The sequence below is a fragment of the Dyella kyungheensis genome, from assembly GCF_049913195.1.
GTDB classification, from domain to species: Bacteria; Pseudomonadota; Gammaproteobacteria; order Xanthomonadales; family Rhodanobacteraceae; genus Dyella; species Dyella kyungheensis.
In genome coordinates this window covers 4699969-4725083 of the sequence record NZ_CP183983.1, presented here as the reverse complement: position 1 = coordinate 4725083, position 25115 = coordinate 4699969, and the positions used below count along the sequence as shown (strand labels likewise).

19 protein-coding genes and 1 pseudogene are annotated in these 25115 nt (G+C 63.1%); 14 read left to right on the top strand and 6 right to left on the bottom strand.

Going from position 1 to position 25115, the window contains the following annotated elements:
• Positions 1-16: 16 nt before the first annotated feature.
• The 5 genes from ACN9MB_RS21090 to ACN9MB_RS21070 all read left to right on the top strand — a co-directional run bounded on the left by ACN9MB_RS21090 (position 17) and on the right by ACN9MB_RS21070 (position 7349).
• Complete coding sequence (locus ACN9MB_RS21090; RefSeq protein WP_426270193.1) at positions 17-532, top strand: Rossmann fold nucleotide-binding protein; 516 nt, start codon at positions 17-19, stop codon at positions 530-532.
• 231 nt (positions 533-763) lie between these two features.
• Positions 764-3892, top strand: coding sequence for an efflux RND transporter permease subunit (locus ACN9MB_RS21085; protein ID WP_204638157.1), 3129 nt, complete (start codon positions 764-766; stop codon positions 3890-3892).
• A gap of 111 nt (positions 3893-4003) precedes the next feature.
• Positions 4004-4303, top strand: a complete 300-nt coding sequence (locus tag ACN9MB_RS21080) for a LysM peptidoglycan-binding domain-containing protein (RefSeq protein WP_204638158.1) — start codon at positions 4004-4006, stop codon at positions 4301-4303.
• A gap of 12 nt (positions 4304-4315) precedes the next feature.
• On the top strand, positions 4316-4786 hold the full coding sequence (locus ACN9MB_RS21075) for a hypothetical protein (RefSeq protein ID WP_426270192.1): 471 nt from the start codon (positions 4316-4318) through the stop codon (positions 4784-4786).
• Between the two features lie 331 nt (positions 4787-5117).
• Positions 5118-7349, top strand: coding sequence for an NADP-dependent isocitrate dehydrogenase (locus tag ACN9MB_RS21070; protein WP_426270191.1), 2232 nt, complete (start codon positions 5118-5120; stop codon positions 7347-7349).
• 80 nt (positions 7350-7429) lie between these two features.
• Here the strand turns inward: ACN9MB_RS21070 and ACN9MB_RS21065 are convergent, their stop codons facing one another.
• Positions 7430-9502, bottom strand: a complete 2073-nt coding sequence (locus ACN9MB_RS21065; protein WP_426270190.1) for a reprolysin-like metallopeptidase — start codon at positions 9500-9502, stop codon at positions 7430-7432.
• A gap of 180 nt (positions 9503-9682) precedes the next feature.
• Between ACN9MB_RS21065 and ACN9MB_RS21060 the strand changes: the two genes are divergently transcribed.
• Positions 9683-10432, top strand: coding sequence for a hypothetical protein (locus ACN9MB_RS21060; protein ID WP_426270189.1), 750 nt, complete (start codon positions 9683-9685; stop codon positions 10430-10432).
• A gap of 187 nt (positions 10433-10619) precedes the next feature.
• On the top strand, positions 10620-11690 hold the full coding sequence (locus ACN9MB_RS21055; RefSeq protein WP_426270188.1) for a TraB/GumN family protein: 1071 nt from the start codon (positions 10620-10622) through the stop codon (positions 11688-11690).
• Positions 11691-11859: 169 nt separating this feature from the next.
• On the opposite strand, the gene ACN9MB_RS21050 is transcribed toward ACN9MB_RS21055, so the two are convergent.
• Positions 11860-12804 (bottom strand): aldo/keto reductase, encoded by a 945-nt coding sequence (locus ACN9MB_RS21050; RefSeq protein ID WP_426270187.1) that lies wholly within the window; start codon positions 12802-12804, stop codon positions 11860-11862.
• A gap of 130 nt (positions 12805-12934) precedes the next feature.
• Between ACN9MB_RS21050 and ACN9MB_RS21045 the strand changes: the two genes are divergently transcribed.
• Positions 12935-15151 (top strand): beta-glucosidase, encoded by a 2217-nt coding sequence (locus tag ACN9MB_RS21045; RefSeq protein WP_426270186.1) that lies wholly within the window; start codon positions 12935-12937, stop codon positions 15149-15151.
• Here ACN9MB_RS21045 and ACN9MB_RS21040 read toward each other — a convergent pair.
• Positions 15120-15374 (bottom strand): hypothetical protein, encoded by a 255-nt coding sequence (locus tag ACN9MB_RS21040; protein ID WP_426270185.1) that lies wholly within the window; start codon positions 15372-15374, stop codon positions 15120-15122. The genes ACN9MB_RS21045 and ACN9MB_RS21040 overlap by 32 nt on opposite strands.
• 105 nt (positions 15375-15479) lie before the next feature.
• On the opposite strand from ACN9MB_RS21040, the gene ACN9MB_RS21035 reads away from it, so the two are divergent.
• The 4 genes from ACN9MB_RS21035 (at position 15480) to ACN9MB_RS21020 (ending at position 19336) form a co-directional block, all read left to right on the top strand.
• Positions 15480-16385 carry a LysR substrate-binding domain-containing protein gene (locus ACN9MB_RS21035; RefSeq protein WP_426270184.1) on the top strand — a complete coding sequence of 302 codons (906 nt, stop codon included), beginning with the start codon at positions 15480-15482 and terminating at the stop codon, positions 16383-16385.
• A 198-nt stretch (positions 16386-16583) separates the two neighbouring features.
• The gene (locus ACN9MB_RS21030) at positions 16584-17696 is read left to right on the top strand and encodes an S-(hydroxymethyl)glutathione dehydrogenase/class III alcohol dehydrogenase (RefSeq protein ID WP_204638167.1); all 1113 of its coding nucleotides are present in this window, start codon (positions 16584-16586) and stop codon (positions 17694-17696) included.
• A 179-nt stretch (positions 17697-17875) separates the two neighbouring features.
• On the top strand, positions 17876-18760 hold the full coding sequence (locus tag ACN9MB_RS21025) for a class I SAM-dependent methyltransferase (protein WP_426270183.1): 885 nt from the start codon (positions 17876-17878) through the stop codon (positions 18758-18760).
• A 42-nt stretch (positions 18761-18802) separates the two neighbouring features.
• On the top strand, positions 18803-19336 hold the full coding sequence (locus ACN9MB_RS21020; protein WP_426270182.1) for a pseudouridine synthase: 534 nt from the start codon (positions 18803-18805) through the stop codon (positions 19334-19336).
• A 14-nt stretch (positions 19337-19350) separates the two neighbouring features.
• Here the strand turns inward: ACN9MB_RS21020 and ACN9MB_RS21015 are convergent.
• From ACN9MB_RS21015 to ACN9MB_RS21005, 3 genes and pseudogenes are all read right to left on the bottom strand, one after another.
• Positions 19351-19545, bottom strand: a pseudogene (locus ACN9MB_RS21015) (TatD family hydrolase); the annotation flags it as partial.
• A gap of 1140 nt (positions 19546-20685) precedes the next feature.
• A complete protein-coding gene (locus ACN9MB_RS21010; RefSeq protein ID WP_426270181.1) occupies positions 20686-21477 on the bottom strand; it encodes a TatD family hydrolase in 792 nt (263 codons plus the stop codon).
• A gap of 889 nt (positions 21478-22366) precedes the next feature.
• Positions 22367-22786 (bottom strand): hypothetical protein, encoded by a 420-nt coding sequence (locus tag ACN9MB_RS21005; RefSeq protein WP_426270180.1) that lies wholly within the window; start codon positions 22784-22786, stop codon positions 22367-22369.
• Positions 22787-22926: 140 nt separating this feature from the next.
• On the opposite strand from ACN9MB_RS21005, the gene ACN9MB_RS21000 reads away from it, so the two are divergent.
• Positions 22927-23034, top strand: a complete 108-nt coding sequence (locus tag ACN9MB_RS21000; RefSeq protein ID WP_426270179.1) for a hypothetical protein — start codon at positions 22927-22929, stop codon at positions 23032-23034.
• A 337-nt stretch (positions 23035-23371) separates the two neighbouring features.
• Positions 23372-25105 (top strand): type II secretion system ATPase GspE, encoded by a 1734-nt coding sequence (gene gspE, locus ACN9MB_RS20995; protein ID WP_204638172.1) that lies wholly within the window; start codon positions 23372-23374, stop codon positions 25103-25105.
• Positions 25106-25115: the final 10 nt, after the last annotated feature.

The following is a 25115-nucleotide window of genomic DNA, read 5'->3' as shown; positions in this document are numbered from 1 at the left end:
TCACTGGAGAGAAGGCATGAGCATGTCGAGAAAGCCGCAGGTCTGCGTATTGGGTAGCGCCGAGCCGGGCTCGAAGGCGTATGAGCTGGCTGGTCAGGCCGGCGAGTTGTTGGCGAAATCAGGCATCACCGTGGTCAGCGGTTGCGGCAGTCCGGCCACGCGGCATGCCGCTCAGCGAGCCATCGACGCAGGCGGTCTGGTCGTGAGCATCCTTCCCGCCGACGCGATGCCAGCCGAGGATTGGCCCGCCAGCGTCGTCATTCCCTGCGGCATGGGCGATGCGCGCAACCTGTTGATGGCATTGGCGGGCGACGCCTGCCTAGTGATTGGCGGCCGCGCCGGCACGATCTCCGAAGTGTGCCTGGCCTGGCTGCATCATCGACCGTTGCTGCCGCTGACGGGTTGCGGCGGTTGGTCGGACGGGCTGTTGCAGAATCCGCCGGACGAGCGCGGCAACTCGCCAATCCTGCCGTGGGATTCCATTGCCACGCTGGAAGCGCAGCTGCAGTCGCTGAACCTGGTACGCATTTAGACGTCTAAGAGACGAATTGTTCTTCATCGCGTCTCCTGGCCTCGCCATCATCGGAAATGATGGCGAGGAAAGGGTCTGCGCGCCGCAAAACCTCATCAACCAAACCGGCCGTCATGCGTTCTTGCGTCAATGTGCGGTATATACGTACCTTCGTGCGTGCGCCTCTTGAGTGGCGCGCGGCTTCTTTGAATACCTTCGCGCCCCGCGCGTTGCTCCTGGCTTCCTGACGGCATGAACATTTCCGGCCCCTTCATTCGCCGCCCGATCGGTACCTCGCTGCTTGCCATGGGCGTCTTCGCGGTGGGCCTGATCTGCTACGTGCTGCTGGGCGTGGCCGCGCTGCCGAACATGCAGTTCCCGGTGATCTTCGTGCAGGCCAGCCAGGCCGGCGCGAGCGCCAACACCATGGCCTCCACCGTGGCCGCGCCGCTGGAGCGCCACCTCGGCCAGGTGCCCGGCATCGACACCATGCGCTCGTCCAGTTCGCTGGGCAGCACGCAGGTGTTCCTGATGTTCGAGGCGGGGCGCAACCTGGACTCCGCGGCGCGCGACGTGCAGGCGGCGATCAATGCCGCGCAGTCGGACCTGCCCAGCGGCCTCAACGCGCCACCGAGCTACCAGAAGGCCAACCCCAACGACGATCCGATCATCGCGTTCGCGCTCACCTCGGAAACGCAGTCGGCACGCGAGCTCTACGACATCGCCGATTCGCTGCTCGCGCAGCGCATCCGCCAGCTCGACGGCGTGTCGGAAGTGGACATCCTCGGTGCCGCGACGCCGGCCATCCGCGTCGACGTCAACCTGCGCCAGCTCAATGCGCTGGGCCTGTCGCCCGACCAGCTGCGCAATGCGCTTACCGCCGCCAACGTCACCTCGCCGCAGGGCTTCCTGTCCGACGGCAAGACCACCATGGCGGTGACCGCCAACGATTCGCTGCACAGCGCGGCCGACTTCGCCAACCTGGTGATCGCTTCCAACAACGGTACGCCGGTGCGCCTCTCCGACGTGGCCAAGGTGTACGACGGTTTGCAGGACGCGTATCAGGCCGCGTGGTTCCAGGGCAAGCCGGCGATCCTGATGTACGTGTATCGCCAGTCGACCGCCAACATCATCGGCACGGTGGATCGCGTGAAGGCCGCCGTGCCGCTGTTGCGCGACTACCTGCAGCCCGGCACCACGCTCACGCCGTACTTCGACGGTACGCCGACCATCCGCGCGTCGCTGCATGAAGTGCAGGCCACGTTGCTGATCAGCCTGCTGATGGTGATGCTGACCATGGCGGTGTTCCTGCGCCGCCTCGCACCCACGCTGATCGCCACCGCCGCGGTGCCGCTGTCGCTCGCCGGTGCCGCGATGGTGATGTACGTGCTCGGCTTCACCCTCAACAACCTCACCCTGCTGGCGCTGGTGATTGCCATCGGCTTCGTGGTGGACGATGCGATCGTGGTGATCGAGAACATCGTGCGCCATATCGACCAGGGCATGACGCGCATGGAAGCTGCGCTGGCGGGCGCCAAGGAGATCGGCTTCACCATCGTCTCGATCACCGCCTCGCTGGTGGCGGTGTTCCTGCCGCTGTTGTTCATGAGCGGCATCACGGGACTGTTCTTCAAGGAATTCACCATCACGCTGGTGGCGGCGATCATCGTCTCGGCGCTGGTCTCGCTCACCCTCACCACCTCGCTGTGCGGGCAATTCCTCAGCGGCCATGAGCAGGACAAGCCGACCACGCGCATCGGCAAGGCGCTGGAAGGTTTCCAGGCCGGCATGCTGGGCGTGTATTCGCGCTGCCTGAAGTTCTCGATCAAGCACGCGCTGGCGTTCTCGCTGACGCCGCTGGTGTTGATCGTCGTCACCATCTTCTTGTTCAGCCAGGTGAAGACCGGCCTGTTCCCGCAGCAGGACACGGGGCTTATCCGCGGACGTGCGACCTCGGGTGCCACGGTGTCGTTCCAGGATGCGGTGAGCCGCCAGCAACGCCTGATCGACATGCTGAAGAAGGATCACGACGTGGCGCGCGTCGGTTCGCGCCTGGGCAGCAGCCGCCAGGGCGCGTCGGGCACGTTCGACATCGAATTGAAGACGCACGCGCAGGGCCGCAAGGACGACACCTTCGCCGTGCTGGCACGATTGAGCGCCAAGGCGGCGCGCTATCCCGATCTCAATGTGCGCTTGCGTCCGATCCAGGATCTGCCCAGCTTCGGCGGTGGCGGTACCAGCCAGGGCGCGCAATACCAGGTGTCGTTGCAGGGCGACGACCCGCAGGAATTGACGCTGTGGTTGCCCAAGCTGGTCGCCGAGCTGAAGAAGAACCCTAAGCTCAAGGACGTGGGCAGCGACGTGGACGACGCGGGCCTGCAGCAGAACATCGTGATCGACCGTGACAAGGCGGCGCGCCTGGGCGTGGGCATCGGCACCATCGATGGCGCGCTCTACAACGCGTTCGGCCAGCGCCAGATCAGCACCATCTATTCCGATCTCAACCAGTACAAAGTGGTGGTGAACGCGCTGCCGAATCAAACGGCCACGCCGGCTGCGATCAATTCGGTCTACGTGTCCAGCAACAGCGGCAAGATGGTGCCGCTCACCGCGTTCGCGCACCAGGAACCCGGCCTGGCGCCGACCCAGATCTCGCACGAGAACCAGTACACCGTGATGAGCATGAGCTTCAACCTCGCCCCCGGTGTGAGCATGGGCGAAGCGTTGGAGATCATCCAGCAGACCGGTGCGCAGATGCGCCTGCCGGGCGACATCCGCATCAACATCGGCGGCGATTTCCGCCGCTTCCAGCAGTCGCAGAGCGGCATGCTGTGGCTGCTGCTCGGCGCGGTCATCACCGTCTACATCGTGCTGGGCATGTTGTACGAGAGCCTGATCCATCCGGTGACGATTCTTTCCACGCTGCCGGCGGCGGGCGTGGGCGCGTTGCTGGCGCTGTGGTACACCGATACCGAGCTGTCGGTGATCGCGCAGATCGCGCTCGTGTTGCTGATCGGCATCGTCAAGAAGAACGCGATCATGATGATCGACTTCGCCCTGGTGTCCCGACGCGAGCATGGGCTGAGTCCGGCTGATGCCGCCTACGAGGCGAGCATGGTGCGTTTCCGTCCGATCATGATGACCACCATGGTGGCCATTCTCGCCGCGGTGCCCATCGCGGTAGGCCTGGGCGAAGGCTCCGACCTGCGCCGCCCGCTGGGTATCGCGTTGATCGGCGGCCTGCTGATCTCGCAATCCCTGACCCTGCTGAGCACGCCGGCGCTGTATGTCATTTTCTCCTGCCTGTCCGATCGCTGGAGCAGCTGGCGCGCCCGCCGCCGAGCCTTCCACCGCACCCAGCAGGCGCTGTCACGGTCGTGATGGGCGCCCTGCGGTAGCGGAAAAGTCGTTGAAACCGGCCGTTACGATCACAGCTCGTTAACCCTGCCGCCGGTAACACTGGTCGCTCCTTTTGGGATGGAGGAGCGTTCGATGGGCAACGAAACGAACAAGCCTGATTTCTCAAACGTCAAAAGCACCGTCCAATCCACGGCGCCCGATGCACCCAAGGCCGATTTCAGCAACGTGCAGAGCGAGGTCGTCTCGACCGCTCCCGACGCGCCCGCCGAGACCTACACGGTCCAGTCCGGCGACAACCTGTCCAAGATCGCCAAGCATTTCTACGGAAACGCCAATGCGTGGCAGCAGATCTTCGATGCCAATCGCGACCAGCTGAGCAACCCTGACCGGATCAAGCCGGGGCAGGTCCTGAAGATTCCGGCCAAGGCCTGAGGAGGACAACGCATGAAGCTCAACCGCATTTCCACCGTGATGGTATTCGCGCTGGCAGCCAGCCTCGCCCTCGCCGCCTGCGGCAAGAAGGAAGAAGCCGCCACGCCCGCCGCGGACGCCACCCCGCCGCCGGCAGCCGCAGCGCCTACGGCCCCCGCAGCCGTCAGCGTTGCCTCCATCGACCTGGGCAATGCCGTCGGTGCGGACCAGAAGGTCACCACCGCGACCAGCAACTTCACCCCGATGGATCCGATCTATGCCGCAGTGAGCACCAGCGGCAGCGGCACCGCGACCATCGGCGCCAAATGGACCTACCAGGACGGCCAGACGGTGAAGGAGGACAGCAAGTCCATCGCACCGACGGGCCCTGCCACCACCTCGTTCCAGATCAGCAAGCCGGACGGCTGGCCGGCGGGCAACTACAAGGTGGAGATCTCGTTGAACGGACAGCCCGCGGGGAGCAAGGACTTCTCGGTGAAGTAAGGCTGCGGGCCGTGAGGCAAACGAAGGGCGCGGCGATGCCGCGCCCTTTTCTTGTCGGTAATCGGCCATACGTAACCGTACGTCGCGCCTGGCTACTGGTTTTCGCCGGCCAGTGTCCCCATGGTTGAAGGCTTCGTGCCGCGAGGCGCGGACCCTTGGCAACTTTTCCCGCTTCGGTGAAAACGCGACAATGGGAAGATTTCGCGGGCATCGTCCGACTGGCTCAGCCAGGCCGGGCGTCACAAGAACTGCGGGTGTCCCGCCAGGCGGCCCTGGGCCGGTGGCGTGCATCCATCCTGAACTGCCGTTGCAAGAGAGGCTCTAGCAGACCATGTCGAACACGCCAAAGATCATCTACACGCTCACCGACGAAGCCCCGTACCTGGCCACGCATTCGCTGCTGCCGATCATCAAGGCCTTCACCGCCACCGCCGGCATCCAGGTGGAAACGCGCGACATCTCGCTGGCCGGCCGCATCATCGCCCAGTTCCCGGACATCCTCCCGGACAACCAGAAGATCGCCGACGATCTGACCGAACTCGGCCAACTGGCGACCACGCCGGACGCCAACATCATCAAGCTCCCCAACATCAGCGCCTCGATGCCGCAGCTGAAAAGCGCGATCAAGGAACTGCAGAGCCAGGGCTATGCGCTGCCGGACTACCCGGAAGATCCCAAGGACGTCAGCGAGTGGAACGTCAAGGCGCGCTACGACAAGGTCAAGGGCAGCGCCGTGAACCCCGTGCTGCGCGAAGGCAACTCCGATCGCCGCGCCCCGCTCTCGGTGAAGAACTACGCCCGCAAGCATCCGCACAAGATGGGCGCGTGGAGCAAGGATTCGAAGACCCACGTGTCGCACATGGACGGCGGCGACTTCTACGGCAGCGAGAAATCGACGGTCGTCGAGAAAGCCACCAGCGTGAAGATCGAGTGGTTCGGCAAGGACGGCACCAGCACGGTGCTGAAGGAAAAGACCGCGCTGAAGGACGGCGAGATCATCGACGTCGCGGTGATGAGCAAGAAGGCACTGACCCGCTTCATCGACGCGCAGATCGAAGACGCCAAGAAGCAGGGCGTGCTGTTCTCGCTGCATCTGAAGGCCACCATGATGAAGGTCTCCGACCCGATCATGTTCGGCTTCGCCGTCAACGAGTTCTACAAGGACGTGCTGGGCAAGCACGCCGATACGTTGAAGAGCGTGGGCTTCGAGCCGAACAACGGCATCGGCGACCTGTACGCGCGTCTCGGCCAATTGCCGCAGCCGAAGCAGGACGAAATCCTCGCCGACATCAAGGCCGAATACGCCAAGCGCCCGGCGCTGGCCATGGTCAACTCGGACAAGGGCATCACCAACCTGCACGTGCCCAGCGACGTCATCATCGACGCCTCGATGCCGGCGATGATCCGCGACTCCGGCAAGATGTGGAACACCGAAGGCAAGCTGCAGGACACCAAGGCGGTGATCCCCGATCGCAGCTACGCCGGTGTCTACGCCATCGTCATCGACGACTGCAAGGCGAACGGCGCGTTCGATCCGGCCACCATGGGCAGCGTGCCCAACGTGGGCCTGATGGCGCAGGCCGCCGAGGAATACGGTTCGCACGACAAGACCTTCAAGATCGCCGGCGACGGCGTGGTGAAGGTGATCGACGAGTCCGGCAAGGTGCTGCTGGAGCAGCCGGTGGAAGCGGGCGACATCTGGCGCATGTGCCAGACCAAGGACGCGCCGATCCAGGATTGGGTGAAGCTCGCCGTCTCGCGCGCACGCCTGTCCAACACGCCGGCCGTGTTCTGGCTCGATGCGAACCGCGCGCATGATGCGCAGGTGATCAAGAAGGTCGAGCGTTACCTGAAGGATCACGATCTGTCGGGCCTCGACATCCGCGTGCTGTCGCCGGTCGACGCCACCAAATTCTCGCTCGAGCGCATCCGCAAGGGCCAGGACACCATCTCGGTGACCGGCAACGTGCTGCGCGATTACCTCACCGACCTGTTCCCGATCATGGAGCTGGGCACCAGCGCCAAGATGCTCTCCATCGTGCCGCTGATGGCCGGCGGCGGCCTGTTCGAGACCGGTGCCGGCGGTTCGGCGCCCAAGCACGTGCAGCAGTTCGTGGAAGAGGACTATCTGCGCTGGGATTCGCTGGGCGAATTCCTCGCCATTGCCGCCTCGCTGGAACATCTCGCCAACCGCTACGACAACGCCGATGCCCGCGTGCTGGCCAAGACGCTGGACGAAGCGAACGGCAAGATCCTCGACAACAACAAATCGCCGGCACGCAAGGTCGGTGAACTCGACAACCGTGGCAGCCACTTCTACCTCGCCATGTACTGGGCGCAGGCGCTCGCCGCGCAGAACGACGATGCCAAGCTCAAGGCAAAGTTCGAGCCGATCGCCAAGGCGCTGACCGAGAACGAGGCCAAGATCATCGGCGAACTCAACGGTGCGCAGGGCAAGGCCGTCGACATCAAGGGTTACTACCACGCGAACGTCGAGCTCATCACCAAGGCCATGCGCCCGAGCAAGACCTTCAACGACGCGCTGGCGCCGTTGCAGGGCTGAGTCGGCCGTCGCCCAGGCAACACGACAGAAGGGCGCCCTCGGCGCCCTTCTGCTTTTCGCGCAACGCAGCTATCCGGCGGTCAACGCGACAGGTTGAGGTTGACCGGCGACACCGCAAAGAACACGTTGTTGCTGCAGCTCACCCGTATGCGCGCCTTGGTGCTGACCATATTGGCTGGCAGCTTGATCTTCGCGCTTCCCGTATTGGGTACGACGCGCGCCAAGGCCGCAGTGCCCCACGTATAGCCGCCATCGAGCGAGAGTCCCACGTCGACCTTGGGACAGGCGATGGGCGCCTTGTCCGTCTTGGCGACATTCCAGGTCACGGTCTGTTCGGAGCCGCTCTTCCAGGTGACGGCCGTCTTCGGTGCGGTGACGGCGAAGGCGCTGCCAGTGTCGAGCACATTGAGGTAGATATTCCCGGTCGCGGTATGGGGGCCGGTGTTGGCTGTGCCCGAGCGCAATGCATTGTCGCGCACCGTGAGGTGGAAGCTGAGCTGGCGCGTGGTCGCCGGATACACCTGCCCATTGCCCAATGGCTCAGTGCCAAGTACGGCCGCCAGGCTGGGGAACGTCTGCTCGATGCTGGCGTGTGGTTTGAAAGAGCGAAAGATGGGGCTACGTCCGTCGTCCTTCAATTTGCCGGCTTGTGCGGGGCCAAAGTCGAACTGCTCCCAAGTGTAGGTCAGCTTGCTCGCGTTGTTGGAGGTGACGGCCGCCGTCAGCGCGAAGGGAGTACGCGCGGGCAGGGTGTAGCGGGAGCGTCCGGCCGAAGAACTGAAGATATCGGGTGGCAGCAGCGATTCCGGCGCGATCCACGGTGCCGCACCCAGGTTCAGCTTGCGCTTTGCACATACGCCGCCCGCCCCGGCCATCCAGTCCTGAATCGAATCGATGCTGCTGCCGTTGAAGTACGGATCGCTGTGCGGCTGATAGGAGAAGACGCCGCCGATGACGCCGGCGTAGCCCATCACCGTCGAACCCTCGCCCGGCTCGACCGCCTTGTCGGGCAGCGTGCTCTGCTGCGCATTGTGCGTGTGATACGAACCGAACGAATGGCCCAGCTCGTGCGCGACGAAGTCGACCGCGAATGCATCGCCCACGGGATTGGTGCGTCCCGTGCTGCCATAGGCTTTCACTTCGTCATCGCAGGTGCTGGCGATCCAGGCCATGCCGCCGCCACCGTCGCCCGCCACCACGTGGCCGACATCGAAGTTCGCGTTGCCGATGACCTGGGCCAGGTTCGTCACGTTCTCTTCGTTGATGCCTTCGCCGCCGGGTTCAAGCTCCGCATAGGGGTCGTTTGCGGGCGCGGTGTAGATGATCTTGTCCGCATCGGCGATCAGCGTGAAATGCACGCCCAGGTCATTCTCATAGACCTCGTTGAGGCGATTGACCATGGTGGCGATCGCCGCCAAACCATCGGCCACCGTGCCGCCGAAGCTTTCCGTATAAGTGCTGGTGGCAGCCATCGCCAAACGGTAGTCGTACATCACCGAGCCGCCGGCGCGTGATCCTGGCGTTTTGGAAGCCGCCACGTACGGCCGCATGGCACTGCGGTTGAGCATGCCCGACGGATAGCCCTGCTCGTTGAACGGCGCCGATGCGGAAAGATCCGCACGGCGAAAACTCCAGTACTCGTCCCCGCGGTCGCTGGCCCGGATGGCTTTGCCGGACAACTGCAGCGCCGGCTGCACGATCCAGGCGCCGCCGTCGTCGCCATAAACCATGGCCTGCAAACCGTAAGGCGTGATGTCGAGACGTACGTGGCGCCCCTTTTCGTCGACGCCCTTGTAGCTCTTCAGTTGCGGATAGCGACTGGCAAGCGCGGCGGGCAGCACATTCGATTCGCTCAAGGTGAAGTAGGTGACGCCGCCTTCGGGCAGGGGCAGTGCCAGGTTATTGCTGCGGCCCTGCCGGATCGACGTTGCAGCAGCGCCGAGCTCGGTCTTCAATGCGCCAAGATCGAGTACGACGGCCCGGTATCTTGCGGGCGCCACGGTGGTGGGTGTCTTGGCGGCCAGGTTGGTGGGCGTGCGGTCTTTCCAGAATGCTGCTGTATCGGCCGCCTGGGCGCGGTCCGGGGCGATGGTGCCGAGGCTTGCGGCAATGAGAATTGCAAGGATTCGTTGGTGGTTCGGGTAGCGACGCATAATTCCTCCATGAATTGAAACCAGTCGAGGTTTCGCGACGAGCGGAGCGAAACGATGTGCACCTCCGGCCATCGCGCCTCGCGCCCAATCTCTGGCGTATATCCAGGGAAGTCGTTAATTTTTGCGAATGATCGGTCGGCCCTTCAGAAATGAAGACGGTCCCTACAGCGGTGCTGGTGTATGACGGGCTTGCCTGGTCGCTTAATTCGCGGATCTTTGATCGCTGCAAGCACGTCTATCCCCGGACGACAGTTCGACCGCTACGTCCGGATACTCGCCCAGTGGAGAACAACGCCCGTGCCGACCCTATCCAGCATTCGAAGCTGCGCAACGAGTTCCCGAAGGATCTGGCGCCTGCTGCCATGGTTGGCCCTGTGCCCCTCACTCGCGCTGAGCGCAAGCCCTCAGGGTGCAGCCAATCTTTGGCTGTTCGAACAGCCTGAGCAGGCCGCGCCGCTGTATCGCGCACGCATCGCTGGCACCGCCAGTTATCAGCAATACTCCGCGAACGCGACCCTGGCATTTGCCTGCCGTAGCGATGGCGGCCATGTGTCGATGGAACTGGTGATCGATCCGAAGGCGCTTGGCTTCGATACGGATCCCTACGAGGGGCCCGATGCGACGGCGCACGGACCGATGCGCGTGACTCAATCGGCAGCACCAACCATCAAGCTTGCCGTCGGCGGCTGGTACGGCGACGGCGGTGCGTTCAATGTCGGCACACCGTTCATCTTCGGCGTATCCACGGGCAATGTGGATGCGCTGGTGCGCCAGGGGCTGGTCGGAGGCGGAACGCTAACGCTCGACCTGCCAGCAGCCAAAGGTGGCAAGACGCTAAAGGTGGTTTTTCGCTGGCCCGACGACAGTGGCGTGTTGAAGCGCGTAGTCACGCCCTGCCTGGATTCGTCGGCGGCGCGCGGCACTGGATGAACGTTGTGTTGCTGCGAAACCGAATGCCAGCTGCATAGCGATCCGACGTCTGTCGTCAGCCTACATGTGCACCCGTTCTAGAATGACGCGCGGATGGCGGCTTCAGCTCGCCGAATGTGTGGCCGTGCTCCAGGAACCCGGCTGCCGCGTGCGTGTCTCAATGCAACCTTGCAAGGAATTCGAAGCGATGACATCCACCCGCCTGGCTCGTTCGTTATCCACCGTCCTGCTTGCGGGTTTGCTTGCCGCGGCTGGCACGGCTGCCGCGCAGAACGCGCCCGCGCCCGCGAGCAGCGCGCCGGGCCAGGTGCAGAACCTGGAGGCGGTGACCGTGAGCGGCATCCAGCCCGGTCCCGGTCTGTGGCGGGTCAGCAAGGGCGATCACGTGATGTGGGTGCTCGGTACATTGTCGCCGCTGCCCAATCGCATGCAATGGAAAACCGACGAGGTCGAGCAGACCATCGCGCAATCGCAGGAGGTGCTGGGGCCGCCATCGATCGCGCTGAAGCCCAAGACCAACTTCTTCGGCAAGCTGTTCCTGCTGCCCTCGCTGGTGGGCGCGCGAAAGAATCCGGACGGGCAGACGCTGCAGCAGATGGTACCGGCACCCGACTACGCGCGCTGGCTGACGCTGAAGAAGCAATACATCGGCAACGACAGCGGCATCGAGAACTGGCGCCCGATCTTCGCGGCGGTCGAACTGTACGACAAGGCGATCAAGCGCTATGGGCTCACTTCGTCGGGTGGCGTGAAGGACACCGTGCGCGACCTGGCCAAGAAGCACAACGTGAAGTTCGAAACGGTGCGTTACACCATGATGGTGGAAGAGCCGCGTACGGCGCTGAAGACCTTCAAGTCGTCGCCTATGGACGATCGCTCGTGCTTCGGCCGCACGCTCGACACGGTGGAGCGTGATATGGGGCGCCTCACCGAGCGCGCGAATGCATGGGCCACCGGCGACATCGACATGCTACGCAGCCTGCCGATGAACGACCAGCGTGAGGCGTGCATTGCCGCGGTGACCGAAGCCGGCTTCGCCAAGCAGCTCGGTTTCAACGACGTGAAGCAGAAGGCCGAAGCGATGTGGCTCAGCGCGGCGGAACAGGCCATCAACACGAATGCGCAGACCTTCGCCATGTTGTCGATGGAAGAGCTGCTTTCGCCCAAGGGCTTGCTTAGCCGCCTGAAGGCGCAGGGTTACCAGGTCGAAGCGCCGGATGGCAGCGATGCGGAAGGCGTGGCTTCGCCGCAACCGTAACCGCACTCCCGCCCTCACCCTTGTGGGAGCGCACTTGTGCGCGACGGCCCCATCGAGTCGGGTGCTGCCAGGTGGCTGTCGCGCACAAGTGCGCTCCCACAAAGGCACCGCATCATGTAAGAAAACGGCCGCTTTCGCGGCCGTTTTTCTTTGGCAACGAGAGAATCGCCTAAGCGCTCGCCCGATCCAGCGCGACGATGTCTTCCCTGCTCAACTGCAACTCCACGCCGCCCAGCAATTCCTTCAGCTGCGCAACGCTGGTGGCGCTGGCAATCGGCGCCGTGACGCTTGGCCGCGCGATCAACCATGCCAGCGCCACTTGCGCCGGCGTCGCGCCATGCGCCTTGGCCACCTTGTCGAGCGCGTCAAGCACGCCGAAGCCGTGCTTGTTGAGGAACTTCTGCACCGAGCCGCTGCGTGCCGCACTCTTCGAGAGATCGGTTTCACTGCGATATTTTCCGCTCAGGAAACCACTGGCGAGCGCGTAGTAATTGATGACACCGATAGTCTCGGCCACCACCAGCGGTTCGAGTTCTTTCTCGTAGACGCCCCGGCTGACCAGGTTGTATTCGGGCTGCAGCGTCTCGTAACGCGGCAAATGGTGTTCGGCCGATACCTTCAAGGCCTCGCCAAAGCGATCAGCGCCGTAGTTCGATGCGCCGATCACGCGGACCTTGCCTTGTTCGATCAGCTTGCCGAACGCGCCCAGCGTTTCGTGCAAGGGCACGGTGGCGTCGTCCTCGTGCGCCTGGTACAGATCGATGTAGTCGGTCTGCAGGCGCTTGAGCGAGCCTTCCACCGCCTGGTTGATGTTCATCGGCGACAGGCCGGGATGCTCGGCCCACTTCGCCACCTTGGTCGCGATCACCACCTTGTCGCGCTTGCCGCTGCGCTTGAGCCACTTGCCGATGATCGTTTCCGATTCGCCGCCGCCATTGCCGGGCACCCACGCCGAGTAGACGTCCGCCGTATCGATCAGGTTGAAGCCCGCATCGACGAACGCATCGAGCAGCTCGAACGAGCGCTGCTCATCCGCGCTCCAGCCAAAGACGTTGCCGCCGAAGGCCAGCGGTGCGACGGAAAGCGAGGATCGGCCCAGAGGACGCAGTTGCATGGATGTGCTCCGTGTTCGATGTGGGACAGAACTTCTTAGTGCATACTCGAAGTCCCGAGAGACGCGAGTATACGCGCCGTCTGTGATGCCCAGGCGAGCGTAGACCGACGGCGACAGCGAAGGAGGAAGGATGAAAAGCAAGGCGGCAGCACTGCGGTGCACGGTTCTGAAGAGCGCCATTGTGATGGGTTTGTGCATGTGGGCCGGTATGGCGGCGTCGCAGACAACGACCCGCCCATGGAGCGACAACACGCTTTCGCCCGATGCGCGCGCCAAGCTCCTGCTTGCGCAACTCACGCAGGACGAGAAATTCCAGCTGATCCGCAGCTATTACGCCGGCCCCGATCGTCCCGCCACCGCGCCGTTCCCGAAGGGTGCCATCGCGTCCGCGGGCTACGTGCCGCCGATCGAACGACTCGGCATTCCCGCGCTGGAAGAAAGCGATGCGGGCCTGGGCGTGGCCAGCTCCGACCGCATGCGTCCCGGCGATCACGCCACCCCGCTGCCCGCCGGTCCGGTGACCGCGGCAAGCTGGGATCCGCAGGTGGCCTATCGCGGCGGCGCCATGATCGGCAGCGAAGCGCACAGCAAGGGTTTCAACGTGCTGCTGGCGGGCGGCATCAACCTCACCCGCGAGCCGCGCAACGGTCGCAATTTCGAGTACGCCGGCGAAGATCCGCTGCTGGCCGCCACCATCGTCGGCCAGGCGATCAAGGGCATCCAGGATCAGCACGTCATCTCCACCATCAAGCACTACGCGTTGAACGACCAGGAGACGGGCCGCAACACCATCAGCGCACAGATCGGCGAACAGGCCATGCGCGAATCCGACCTGCTCGCGTTCGAACTGGCGATCGAGATCGGCAAGCCCGGTTCGGTGATGTGTTCGTACAACAAGATCAACGGCGACTGGGCGTGCGAGAACGACTACCTGATGAACCAGGTGCTCAAGCGCGACTGGAAGTACCCCGGCTTCGTGATGTCCGATTGGGGTGGCGTACACAGTGCGGCGAAATCGGTGAACGCGGGACTCGACCAGGAATCGGCGGGCGAAGTGTTCGACAAGGAAGTGTATTTCGATGCACCGCTGCGCGCCGCGCTCGCCAAGGGCGAGGTGAAGCAGGCACGTCTCGACGACATGGTGCAACGCATCCTGCGCAGCATGTTCGCAGCGGGCCTGTTCCAGTATCCCGCGGGCAAGGCGCCGATCGATTCCCAGGCCAACCTCAAGGTGGCGCGTGAAACGCTCGAAGCCGGCGCGGTGTTGTTGCGCAACGAGAACGCACTGCTCCCGTTGGACGTCAACAAGCTGCAATCCATCGCCGTGATCGGCGCGCATGCCGACAAGGGCGTGCTTGCCGGTGGCGGTTCGTCGCTGGTGACGGCGATGGGCGGCAATGCCGTGCCGGGCATTGCACCCACGACCTGGCCGGGTCCGGTGATGTACCACCCGTACGCGCCGCTGAAAGCGCTGCGCGATGCGGCGCCCAAGGCAAGCGTGCAATACGCCGAGGGCAATGACGTAGCCGCTGCCGCTGCGCTCGCCGCGAAATCGCAGGTGGCGGTGGTGTTCGTGCAGAAGTGGCAGGCCGAATCGATCGACACGGCCGACCTGTCCTTGCCGGACAACCAGGACGCGCTGGTCGAGGCCGTCGCCAAGGCCAATCCGCATACGATCGTAGTGCTGGAAAACAGCGGTCCGGTCGCCATGCCATGGCTCGAACGGGTGGGTGCGGTGTTGGAGACCTGGTACCCCGGCGGCGACGGCGGCAAGGCGATTGCCAACCTGCTGTCGGGCAAGGTGAATCCCTCGGGGCGATTGCCCGTGAGCTGGCCCGGCGATCTCTCGCAACTGCGACGCCGGGATATTCCCGGAGTGACGGGCGGCACGCCGCCCGAGACGGTCGACTACGCCATCGAAGGCGCCAATGTGGGTTATCGCTGGTACCAGGCCAAGGGCATCAAGCCGCTATTCCCGTTCGGCTTCGGTCTCTCGTACACGCAGTTCAAACACGGCGACCTGAAGGTCGATGCCAAGGGCAGGCAACTGCAGGCGACCGTGGACGTGACCAACACGGGCTCGCGTGCCGGTGCCGACGTGGCGCAGGTCTATGTGCACGTGCCCGGCGCCAAGTCGGCGCGGCTTGCCGGTTATGCCAAGGTCTTCCTGAAGCCCGGCGAGCATCGCACGCTCACCATTCCTCTTGAGCCGCGCCTGTTGGCCGACTTCGATGCCGGCAAACACGAATGGGTCATTCGCGGCGGTCAGTACAGCGTGTCCGAAGGCCCCTCGTCCGCGGACCTCGGCGCACCCGTCAACGTGCAGTTGCCCACCGCAAGGCCGTAACGATCACGCTGCCGGCTCGCGGGCCGGCAGCGCTGATCTGGCTGCAGCCGCCGTGAGCCAACGGCGCCACCGGGCCGCGCACCGTGGCGGCCGCTGCGGACGCGCGCTTGCGCTTGCCGGTGGGCTTGTCGGTCGGCGCCGGCGCTTCTGCCAGGCGGCGTGCCAGTTCCAGGTTGGTGATGTGGCCGTGCATGAACAGCAAGTTCGTGAAGATCGAGCTCATGACATCCTCCCGTGGCGCTCTCGCTTGAGCACCAGCTCAAGGTAAAGGCGTCACTGGCCGCGAAAAAGCGATATATTCGCAAGCCAGCCTTGAGGGAAATTCAAGATGGCACGCGTGTCGCTGGATCTTCTCCAACAGTTCGTCCAGGTCGCCCGGCTGGGCAATCTTTCGCGTGCCGCGGAACAGGCCAACCTTACCGTCAGCGCGCTCAGCCATCAGGTCAAGCAGCTGGAGCAGCGGCTGGAGCGCAAGCTGTTCGAACGTGGCCCGCGTGGCGTGCATCTCACCGCCGAGGGCCGGCGCTTGCTGGAATCGGTCGGTCCGCATTTCGAGGGCATCGATCGGGCGCTGGTCGGCTTCCGCTGTCGCCGCGACGACGTGCTCACGCTCAGCGCCATTCCCGGCATGATGTCGAGCTGGCTGGTGCCGCGGCTGGCGCGACTGGTGGCCGCGCATCCGGAGCTGCAGCTCAACCTGCAGTCGAGCGTGGAGCTGGTGAATTTCGAACGCGATCCGGTGGACGCTGCGGTGCGCTATGGGCGTGGCTCGTGGCCCGGCCTGATCACCGAACGGCTGTTCGGCGAATGGATCGCGCCGGTGGCGGCGCCGTCGCTGATGGAACGCATGGGCGAACTCGATCCTAACGACCTCAGCCAGTGGCCGCTGCTGGGGGATCCGGGCGACCGCTGGCGTGACTGGTTCGCCGATGGCGATGCCGAGCTGCCGCGTCGCTACGTGGCGCACTTCGACAATACCGACGCCCTGCAGCGTGGCGCCATGGAAGGCATGGGCGTGGCGCTGGGCCGCATGGTGCTGGCGCGTCCGCTGATCGAAGCCGGCCAGCTCAAGGTGCTGGGCGATCGCTACCAACAGATCCCCGAGGCGTACTTCCTGGTCTATCCCGAGCATGCGAAGGATCATGCCGGTCTACGCACGTTCCGCGAGTGGCTGCTGTGCGAAGCCGGAAAGTATTCGGAAGCGATGTCGTATGCGACCGCAAGTAGCAGTTGAACGCGGCGATAACCCTGTGGGAGCGCAGCCTGTGCGCGACGGCGCCACGTCGATACCTTGACGAACGGTCGTAGCGCACAGGGTGCGCTCCCACAGGTTCTCCGCTTTGCACCAAAGTCGACGCCGGAAGCGGTTCCACATTCCACCCCAACCCTGCATCATTCGCTTTCCCCACCTCACCCCTCAAGGATCCACGCCATGAAATCGCGCGCCGCCGTCGCCTGGGAAGCAGGCAAGCCCCTGTGCATCGAGCAGGTCGATGTGGCCGGACCCAAGGCCGGTGAAGTGCTGGTGCGCATCGTGGCCACGGGCGTGTGCCATACCGATGCGTTCACCCTCTCGGGCGCCGATCCGGAAGGCCAGTTCCCGGTGATCCTGGGGCACGAGGGTGGCGGCATCGTCGAGGAAGTGGGCGAGGGCGTCACCTCGCTGAAAGTGGGCGACCACGTGATTCCGCTGTACACGCCCGAGTGCGGCCAGTGCAAGTTCTGCCTCAGCGGCAAGACCAACCTGTGCCAGAAGATCCGCGTCACCCAGGGTCGTGGCGTGATGCCGGACGGCAGCTCGCGCTTCTCGCTCAACGGCAAGCCGCTGCTGCATTACATGGGCACCAGCACGTTCAGCGAGTACACCGTGCTGCCGGAGATCTCGCTGGCCAAGATCAACAAGGCTGCTCCGCTGGAAAAGGTGTGCCTGCTAGGTTGCGGCATCACCACCGGCATCGGCGCCGTGCTCAACACGGCGAAAGTGGAACCGGGTGCGAGCGTGGCGGTGTTTGGCCTCGGCGGCATCGGTCTTTCGGTGGTACAGGGCGCGGTGATGGCGAGAGCGGGCCGCATCGTGGTGGTCGATACCAACGCCGACAAGTTCGAGATGGCACGTGCACTGGGCGCCACCGACTTCGTCAACCCGAAGGACTACCCGGACACACCGATCCAGCAGGTCATCGTCGATCTCACCGATGGCGGCGTGGATTATTCATTCGAATGCATCGGCAACGTCAACGTGATGCGTGCGGCACTGGAATGCTGCCACAAGGGCTGGGGTGAGTCGGTGATCATCGGCGTGGCCGGTGCCGGACAGGAGATCAGCACGCGTCCGTTCCAACTGGTGACGGGACGCGTGTGGCGCGGTTCGGCCTTCGGCGGCGTGAAGGGGCGCTCGCAGTTGCCCGGTTACGTGGACCGCTACATGGCGGGCGAGATCAAGATCGACGAGATGATCACCAAGGTGTTGCCGCTGGAGCGTATCAACGAGGCGTTCGAGCTGATGCACGAAGGCAAGGTCATCCGCTCGGTCATCCACTACTGAGCCCAGTCTCTGCCTGAAAGACGACCTCAAGCTTCGCATGCTTAGCTGGGGGTCGTGGAGAGTGGGGAAACCCCCGGGTTTCCACCCTTTGTATACATAATGGCCGGCAAGCTGGCGCCGCGATGCTGTACATGCGGTTCAGACGCTTTTTTTGATAGGGGTTTTCGATGAAGAGCGGTATGTTCCTTGGGCTTGCGATGCTGCTGGCGGCTTGCAGTGGCAATTCCGCGCCCGCCAATGCGCAGGCGCAGGATCAACCGGCCGGCGCCCTGGTGCCGCCCACCAGCGCCACCGATTTCACCGCCTCGCAGCTCGATCAGGTGATTGCGGGCGACTGGCGTGCGCCGGACCACAAGGCGCGCGACGTCTATCGCCATCCCAAGGGCACGTTGCAGTTCTTCGGCATCCGGCCCGATCTCACCGTGGTCGAAATCACCCCGGGCGGCGGCTGGTACACCGAAATTCTTGCGCCGCTGTTGCGCAACAACGGCCACTACATCGCGGCCACCGCCAAGCCTGCCGTCGACGGCGAAGCCAGCCGCGACCTGACCGCGCTGAAGGCGAAGTTCGCCGCCGACCCCGCGCACTACGGCAAGGCGCAACTGGTGGAATTCGATCCGAAGGCGCCGTCGTTCGGTCCGGCTGCCTCGGCGGACATGGTGCTGACCTTCCGCAACGTGCATAACTGGGTGGAGGCCGATACCGCGCCGGCCATGTTCAAGGCGTTCTATGCCGTGCTTCGTCCGGGTGGCGTGCTCGGCGTGGAAGATCACCGCGCCACCGACAACGCGAGCCTGGATGCCGTCAAGGACAGCGGCTACCTGCCGACGAATGTGGTGATCAAGCTCGCCACCGATGCGGGCTTCCGTCTGCAGGAATCGAGCGAGATCAACGCGAACCCGAAGGACACCAAGGATTATCCCAAGGGCGTGTGGACGTTGCCGCCCACGCTGACCCTGGGCGAGCAGGATCGCGCCAAGTACCAGGCCATCGGCGAATCGGATCGCATGACGCTGCGTTTCGTGAAGCCGGACGCAGCGGCGGCTGCGCCGTCCTCGCACTGAAGCTAAAGCGCCCCGCGTGACGCGGGGCGCTGTTGTTCTCGCATGCTCATCGCACTCAATAAGCCGTACGGCGTGCTCTGCCAGTTCAGCGACGCCGACGGCCGCCCCACGCTGGCGGCCTTCGTCAAGCAAAAAGACGTCTATCCGGCCGGACGGCTCGATCACGACAGTGAGGGCTTGCTGCTGCTCACCGACGATGGCCGCCTGGCGCACAAGCTCACCGATCCGAAGCACAAGGAGCCGAAGACGTATCTTGTGCAGGTCGATGGGCAGATTACCGACGAGGCGATCGCCTCGCTTGCGCGCGGTGTGGTGCTCAACGATGGTCCGACGCTGCCCGCGCAAGCCGAGCATGCCGCCGAGCCCGAATGGCTGTGGCCACGCGATCCGCCCGTGCGCTATCGCAAACTCATTCCCACCAGCTGGCTACGCATCACCCTGCGCGAAGGTCGTAACCGCCAGGTGCGGCGTATGACGGCCGCCGTGGGTTTCCCCACGCTTCGACTGATCCGCGAACGCGTCGGGTCTTATGCGTTAGATGGACTCGCGCCGGGAAGCACGCGCATCGTGGGTTGATGCGCGCGTCGCCTTCAGACCGAAGTCAATCCAAAGAAAGCCCGCGCTTTCGCCGTGCTGTGTGCAGCTGTTTCTTCCGGTGACTCCCCGCGATCGCCCGCAATTTCATCGCATACATGCCGCAGATACATCGGCCCATTGCGTCGATGTGCCGGATGTGACTTCACCGTGCGTGGCAGTAGATACGGCGCGTCGGTTTCGATAGCGAAGGAGCGCGCAAAGAGCCCCAAGCTCCATGGTTCTTCAAGTGGCTTTGGAAATAGAACTTGCTGGCTCGTGTGCGCACAATATCAGTTGGAAGATGTGGCCACGTCCGTAAAAAATCCTGCCATTTCGTGGCGCATCTAAGCCGAAGCTTAGATGCGCCGTGCTCGTTCTTCAGATGATCTTAAGACGATTGTCCGATTAAGGGTCGACGACAAATCCCGGGGACCGGAATCGAGTTAATGCCTATAGTCGGTGATTGAGTGTGCTTTTAGAGATAGCAGGGCGGTGGAACCACGGGGCAGGTTAGCGGCGGGGGCGCGGGATGCCAAATTACACTTGGTACATTTACGCCACCGTAAACCATTTGTTGCTCCTCAACGTTTAGCTCTTTCATAGTTTTTCCTTTTGAGTCGACCTCAGTTAAACGTAAGCGACCTTGCTTTCCCAACAACGAGATGTGGGAGATGGATGTCGCGCTGGTTGAGGGCGCTACGGCAGGCAACCTTTCGTTGCTGTCTCAGCCGGTGGTTGACTAAATGGCCTCCCACATATAGAGAGCCATTCGGGCGAACGGGGTGAAATCGGTTGTATCTGTGCCGAGTTGTAGGATCTCGTCGAACGACGCGTGGGCGTGCTTCTGTGCCGCGGTACGATAGAGAATCAACCAGCCACGCGTCGCGTATTTCCCCAACAATTGCATAGGCGATTGGGAATAGGTTGGTGGCCCTAACTGTCTGCCGCTGACTGTCGATGGTCGACCCGCGCACACACTGATCGATCCACGGCACAAAGAATCCAAGATCCACCTCGTGCCGGTCGATGGGAAGATCTCCGACGAAGCCATCGATGCGCTCCGGCGCGTTGTTGTGCTCAATGATGGTCCGACCTGTTTCCGCCTGCGGAATGTGCGAGCGAGCCTGAGCGGTTTTGGCCGCGCAATCCACCTGTGCGCTTTCGCAAACTGATGCCCATCAGCTGGCTGGGCATCACCTTACGCGGAGGTCGCGACGGGCTAGTGCGCCGCATGACGGCAGCCATGGGCTTTCCACCCTTCGGCTGATCCACGAACGCATCGGGCCGTATGCGCTCAATGGTCTTGCACCGGCAAGCACGCACATCATAGGGCGACGCATGCGTCGCCTTCAGACCGAAGGCAATCCAAAGAAAGCCCGCGCCGTCGCCGTGCTGTTGGCCGCGGTTTGTTCGGACGATTCTCCGCGGTCGCGCGCAATCTCATCGCAGATATGCCGCAGATACATCGGCTCATTGCGTCGATGCGCCGGATGCGGCTTCACCGTGCGCGGCAGCAGGTACGGTGCATCCGTCTCTATCATCAATCGATTCGCGGGAATAGTCTTCACCAGTTCACGCAGATGCGTGCCACGCCGTTCGTCGCAGATCCAGCCGGTGATGCCGATGTGGCAATCCAGGTCGAGATAGTCGCGCAGCGCTTGGTCCGTATCGGTAAAGCAGTGCACGACCACGGCCGGCACCTTGTCGCGATAGCAGCGAAGCAGGGCAACAAAATCATGGTGCGCGTCGCGCTGATGCAGAAACAACGGCTTCTGCACATCTGTCGCGATCTGCAACTGCCGCTCGAACACCGCCAACTGCACGTCACGGGGCGAATAGTTGCGGTTGTAGTCCAGGCCGGTTTCGCCCACGGCTCGGACTTCGGCGCGCGTCGCCAGCTCGCGTAGCAAGGCATCCGTGGCGTCGTCGTAATCAATGGCGTGGTGTGGGTGTACGCCTGCCGTGGCGTAGAGCAAACCTGGGTGTGCTTGCGCCAGTGCTAAGGCATGCGTGCTTCCCTCGAGCGATGCGCCAGTTACCACAAGTTGGACCACGCCATGATGTTGTGCACGATGGAGTACCTCATCAAAATCGTGCCGGAAGGATTCGTGTGAGAGGTTAGCGCCAATATCGACGAGCATGGTTCTTATGGGATTAAGGCGGAGCCCCATTCTTATTGCGTCCGCTGCTATTAGCAATAGTCCGCGAATATCGGTTAGACCGCTACAATATCATTCATAGTCGTCCTGAATACTTGGCGCTTCAGGCTAAATCTTCTGCACGATAGGATCGAATAGGGTGAAGTTCTCAAGCGACCACAAAAAGGACGGTCGTGGAACACGACCCTTCTTCATCTTTACTCTTATCTGTGGAAAGCACCAGACCACATTAAAATGATCAAAACCATCATGTATGCGACACTGATTGCCCTTGTTAAAGGGGTTTTGGCGGATACACGGGAGAGTGTCCCGAGTCCCAATAGTACGAACCAAAGGTAAAACGGCATCGCCCTTCAGTCGCAAAAATAGGCGCCAGCGACGCCGCCAAGAGTTGCCCCAATGCCAAAGCCAGCAGTACCGCCGACTCCGATAAAGGGTAAAGTTACGGTTGCCTCGACTAGGCCCAGGGGGCAAAAGGAGAAGTGATGAATAAATCGCGGCCTATTGAGGAACGGGTCGTTTGTTGCTTACGTCTTGCCATGTAAAGTTTTCACGAGATCCGGTGGATCAATAATAGTTTGCACGCTATCCGCGAACGAGTGGTAGCGTATAAAGGTTCATCATCAATTTCCGGTTTGGATGATGGCCTGATGGAACGCAAGGCTGACCGAAGCTTTTGGCTTAGGCCAGCCTTGCGTGGTCAACGTTGCTGTGAATTAGTATTCAAAGAGGAAGCCGGATATCGTTCGGCGGAGGAACGTCGGGAAGCCTTGGGATCGTAGGTCCACGAATGTCATTGGGCGGAGGGACATTCGCGCCGCCCGAAACCATCTGTTGCTCTTCGTAATTCAATTCTTTCATGGCATTCCTTTTAGGTTGGTATTCGGATGAATAGAGACGACTGCATGCTTTCCCGCGACAACGAGAAATCGGAGACGATAGCCGTGCATCTGGAAGACGTCGTTGGTTGATCTTCCATTTTTCTGGCGAAGTAGATCTCCCGATCTCCCATGACTAGGGGGCCATACACGGGACAGCCAGGGAAGGGGCGCGTGCGAACTGATGTGTAGGGGTTTTTCGCGAATGGCTCTTGGGTACCGCGCACCGGAACACTGACGCAGCAAACTTTAGCCAGGTGCAGGATGCACTCGTTACGGCCAAACGGCATGCCGACGCACGCGATCAGAGCACCTTGAGTTCTGCCAATGCCTATACCGACAGCAAGCTGACGGGCTTCACCACGACGGGCTATTTCAGCGCCTTCCGCGACCAGGTGAACCAGCAGTTCCATACCGTCGACACGCGACTGGATCGCGTGGGTGCGATGGGTAGCGCCATGCCGGCATGGCAGGCGCCATTGCCGCCTCACCGAACACCCAGAACCGCGTCAGTGCGGCGGTGGGCGGCTAGGGCGGTCAGGGCGCACTGGCGGTGGGTTACTCCTATCGCCTGCCTGGTAAGGGCGCCGTGCTGGTCGGCGGGTCCATCGCCAGGGGCGGGGAATCCAGCGGCACGGTGGGCATGAGTTTCGGCTGGTAGTGAGTAAAAGGAAGGCAGCCGGGGTTCGGATGACGCTGGCTGCCGACCTGTCTAAGCCTTGGAGCGCAAATAACGCTAAGGCGGCCGTTTCTCGGCTGCTGCGACGGCGAGTTCTTGCGAATCCATTGAAAAAGTAAGCTGCCCCGAAGCGGCGTCCATCCCCCATGCCCTTCCTTTCCACGAAACGCGGAACACTGGCCGCGCCGTGCGGTCCCAACCAATGAGCCGAGGTGAGAAACCGTGCTCGCGCGTGTATGGGCGGGTGTGTTAACAATGCGCCTCCGGTGTCGTTGGGGGCGGCAAACGGGTTGGAACCAGTCTTGAAACGGGGTGATGCATGTCGGCAGTCGCAAAGCCGGCGGCCAACGCGGAGGGTGCGGCGACGGAAGGCCGCGAAGTGGCGGTCTGCTCGCTGCTGGTCTCCCGTGGGCGGCTGAAGGAGTCGGATCTCGTACGTGCACGCCGTCTCCACGAAGAGTCGCCCGACGGGACCCTGACGGGCCTGATGGCCCGCCTGGGCCTGGTGTCCGAGCGTGACCTAGCCGAGGCCTGGTCCGAGTTGCTCGCGATCCCCCTCTTGGCAGCTCGCGATGCGCCGGATATGCCCCCGGCGGAGCTGGACGTGTCCGTCCGCTTCCTCAAGCAGCAACATGTGGTGCCGGTGCGGGTGGACGAGGACGGGCTGGGCCTGGTCGTCTCCGACCCGGCTGATCCGTACCCGTTGCAGGCCATCCAGCTGGCCGCCGGGCGACCGGTGGTGATGCGCATCGGCCTGCGCTCGGAGATCGACGATCTGATCGAGCGCTATTACGGCAGCGGCCGTTCGGCGATGGGCACCATCGTGGAAAACCTCGACGGCAGCGCCGCCGTGGAAGACGACGTGGAGCACCTGCGCGATCTCGCTTCCGAGGCGCCGGTGATCCGCCTGGTCAATCTGATTCTCCAGCGCGCGGTGGAACAGCGCGCGTCGGACGTGCATATCGAGCCGTTCGAAAATCGCCTGAAGGTGCGCTACCGCATCGATGGCGTGCTGCACGAAGTGGAGGCGCCGCCGTCCAGTTCCACCGCCGCGGTGATCTCGCGCGTGAAGATCATGGCCAAGCTCAATATTGCCGAGCGCCGCCTGCCGCAGGATGGCCGCATCCAGCTGCGCGTGCAGGGCAAGGAGTTGGATCTGCGCGTGTCAACCGTGCCGACCAGTTTCGGCGAGTCGGTGGTGATGCGTATCCTCGATCGCGAGTCGGTGGTGTTCGACTTCGCCTCGCTCGGCTTCACCGATAACTTCCAGCAGCGCTTCGTCGACGTGCTGGAGCGGCCGCACGGTATTCTGCTGGTGACCGGTCCCACCGGCTCGGGTAAGACCACCACGCTGTATACCGCGCTGTCGCAGATCAATACGCCGGACGTGAAGATCATCACCGTCGAAGATCCGGTGGAATACCAGATCGAAGGCATCAACCAGATCCAGGTGAAGCCGCAGATCGGGCTCGATTTTGCGGGCGCCTTGCGCTCGATCGTGCGCCAGGATCCGGACGTGATCATGATCGGCGAAATGCGCGATCTGGAGACCTGCCGCATCGCGATCCAGTCGGCGCTGACCGGCCATCTGGTGCTGTCGACGTTGCACACCAATAGCGCCGCCGGCGGCATCACACGTCTGCTCGACATGGGCGTGGAGGACTATCTGCTCGGTTCCACCGTCAACGGCATCCTGGCCCAGCGTCTGGTGCGACGGCTCGATCCGGAGACGGCGACGTCCTATGAAGCGCTGCCCGAGGTGATCGAGCAGTTCGAGCTGCACAAGTACACCGATGAGCGTCCGATCCGCTTGTGGAAGCCGGGCACCAGCGCCGCCAATCCGTCCGGCTATCGCGGCCGCCGCGCCATCATGGAATTTCTGGTGATGACCGATCCGCTGCGCCGACTGGTGATGCAGCGTGCCGATGCGGGCGAGATCGAACGCGCCGCGCGTGCCGAGGGCATGCGCACCATGTACGAGGATGGGATCGCCAAGGCGGTGGCGGGCGTCACCACCCTCGAGGAGGTGCTGCGTGTTACGCAGGAAGGTTGAGGCTTCGACA

What these genes read in the sequence shown, in the direction of transcription:
- ACN9MB_RS21090 (WP_426270193.1), top strand. Translation starts at nt 17, where the DNA reads ATGAGCATGTCGAGAAAGCCGCAGGTCTGCGTATTGGGTAGCGCCGAG.
- ACN9MB_RS21085 (WP_204638157.1), top strand. Translation starts at nt 764, where the DNA reads ATGAACATTTCCGGCCCCTTCATTCGCCGCCCGATCGGTACCTCGCTG.
- ACN9MB_RS21080 (WP_204638158.1), top strand. Translation starts at nt 4,004, where the DNA reads ATGGGCAACGAAACGAACAAGCCTGATTTCTCAAACGTCAAAAGCACC.
- ACN9MB_RS21075 (WP_426270192.1), top strand. Translation starts at nt 4,316, where the DNA reads ATGAAGCTCAACCGCATTTCCACCGTGATGGTATTCGCGCTGGCAGCC.
- ACN9MB_RS21070 (WP_426270191.1), top strand. Translation starts at nt 5,118, where the DNA reads ATGTCGAACACGCCAAAGATCATCTACACGCTCACCGACGAAGCCCCG.
- ACN9MB_RS21065 (WP_426270190.1), bottom strand. Translation starts at nt 9,502, where the DNA reads ATGCGTCGCTACCCGAACCACCAACGAATCCTTGCAATTCTCATTGCC.
- ACN9MB_RS21060 (WP_426270189.1), top strand. Translation starts at nt 9,683, where the DNA reads ATGACGGGCTTGCCTGGTCGCTTAATTCGCGGATCTTTGATCGCTGCA.
- ACN9MB_RS21055 (WP_426270188.1), top strand. Translation starts at nt 10,620, where the DNA reads ATGACATCCACCCGCCTGGCTCGTTCGTTATCCACCGTCCTGCTTGCG.
- ACN9MB_RS21050 (WP_426270187.1), bottom strand. Translation starts at nt 12,804, where the DNA reads ATGCAACTGCGTCCTCTGGGCCGATCCTCGCTTTCCGTCGCACCGCTG.
- ACN9MB_RS21045 (WP_426270186.1), top strand. Translation starts at nt 12,935, where the DNA reads ATGAAAAGCAAGGCGGCAGCACTGCGGTGCACGGTTCTGAAGAGCGCC.
- ACN9MB_RS21040 (WP_426270185.1), bottom strand. Translation starts at nt 15,374, where the DNA reads ATGAGCTCGATCTTCACGAACTTGCTGTTCATGCACGGCCACATCACC.
- ACN9MB_RS21035 (WP_426270184.1), top strand. Translation starts at nt 15,480, where the DNA reads ATGGCACGCGTGTCGCTGGATCTTCTCCAACAGTTCGTCCAGGTCGCC.
- ACN9MB_RS21030 (WP_204638167.1), top strand. Translation starts at nt 16,584, where the DNA reads ATGAAATCGCGCGCCGCCGTCGCCTGGGAAGCAGGCAAGCCCCTGTGC.
- ACN9MB_RS21025 (WP_426270183.1), top strand. Translation starts at nt 17,876, where the DNA reads ATGTTCCTTGGGCTTGCGATGCTGCTGGCGGCTTGCAGTGGCAATTCC.
- ACN9MB_RS21020 (WP_426270182.1), top strand. Translation starts at nt 18,803, where the DNA reads ATGCTCATCGCACTCAATAAGCCGTACGGCGTGCTCTGCCAGTTCAGC.
- ACN9MB_RS21010 (WP_426270181.1), bottom strand. Translation starts at nt 21,477, where the DNA reads ATGCTCGTCGATATTGGCGCTAACCTCTCACACGAATCCTTCCGGCAC.
- ACN9MB_RS21005 (WP_426270180.1), bottom strand. Translation starts at nt 22,786, where the DNA reads ATGGAACTGCTGGTTCACCTGGTCGCGGAAGGCGCTGAAATAGCCCGT.
- gspE (WP_204638172.1), top strand. Translation starts at nt 23,372, where the DNA reads ATGTCGGCAGTCGCAAAGCCGGCGGCCAACGCGGAGGGTGCGGCGACG.